The sequence below is a fragment of the Rhizobium sp. 2YAF20 genome, assembly GCF_052114685.1.
Classification (GTDB): Bacteria; Pseudomonadota; Alphaproteobacteria; order Rhizobiales; family Rhizobiaceae; genus Rhizobium.
In genome coordinates this window covers 1-904 of sequence record NZ_JBFRFF010000126.1, presented here as the reverse complement: position 1 = coordinate 904, position 904 = coordinate 1, and the positions used below count along the sequence as shown (strand labels likewise).

Here is a 904-nt window from a genome sequence, read left to right as displayed (position 1 = left end):
GATCGGCATCCTGCCGTCGCTGGTGTAGCGTGTCAGGTAATCCCACTGGTTCAGGGTGTAGGACACGGCATCGCCGAGCTTGGTGTCCGGCACGACCTTCGGCGCGATATCGTCGAGCCACGTCTTTAAAGCGTTCAGGACAGGCAAGCTGTGCTGTTGGCGGAAACGGTGGATGCAGTCGGCCTGCGTTTCACCGACGTCGGGCTTTTCGTCTCGCGCCTTCCTTTCGATCCGGTAGAGCTGCTCGAAGAATCTCAGAGCTTGCTCCGGCGGGCCGCCACCTTTCTTTCTGGCTTTTAGGGCCTCGACAAAGCGCCGCCTGGAGTGAGCCATGCATCCGACATGGGTTGCGCCATGTAATGTTCGCCACGCGGTGTAGCCATCAGTGACCAGTATGCCGCGGTAGTCACCGAGGAAGGTCTGTGGGTGGATCTGGCCACGGCCCGGTTGATAATCAAGCAGTACGATCGGCTGGTCGCTGTCGTGGCTGCTTCGATAGGCCCACATATACGATGTGCTGGTGGCCTCCTTGTCCTTTTCCTTCAGCACCTGGACTGTCGTCTCATCACCATGAATGAGAGCCTGTGATCGCAGCCGCAGTCTCAGAGCATCATAGATGCGGTGCAGATGCTTTTCGCTCGAACCGATGACCCAATGAGCGAGAGCGCCGCGGCTGATCGGAACGCCGGCCCGCTCGAATGTCTGCGCCACGCGGTAGAGCGGTGTGCCATCGACGTACTTGTGGACGAGCGCGAAGGCCAGTGTCGAGGCCGTCGCGATGCTGCCCGGCAGGGGCTGCGTCGGCATCGGTGCGATCACGACGGGCGTGGTAATCCCTGTACGATCGCAATGGCGGCAAGCGTACTTGAACCGCACATTCTGCAGGACCTTCGCCTTGACCTCG

At 60.5% G+C, this 904-nt stretch carries 1 protein-coding gene; it reads right to left on the bottom strand.

The window, feature by feature from the left end:
• The coding region (gene tnpC / locus AB4Z52_RS36215; RefSeq protein ID WP_442222614.1) for an IS66 family transposase at positions 1 to 904 on the bottom strand (904 nt) is incomplete at both ends.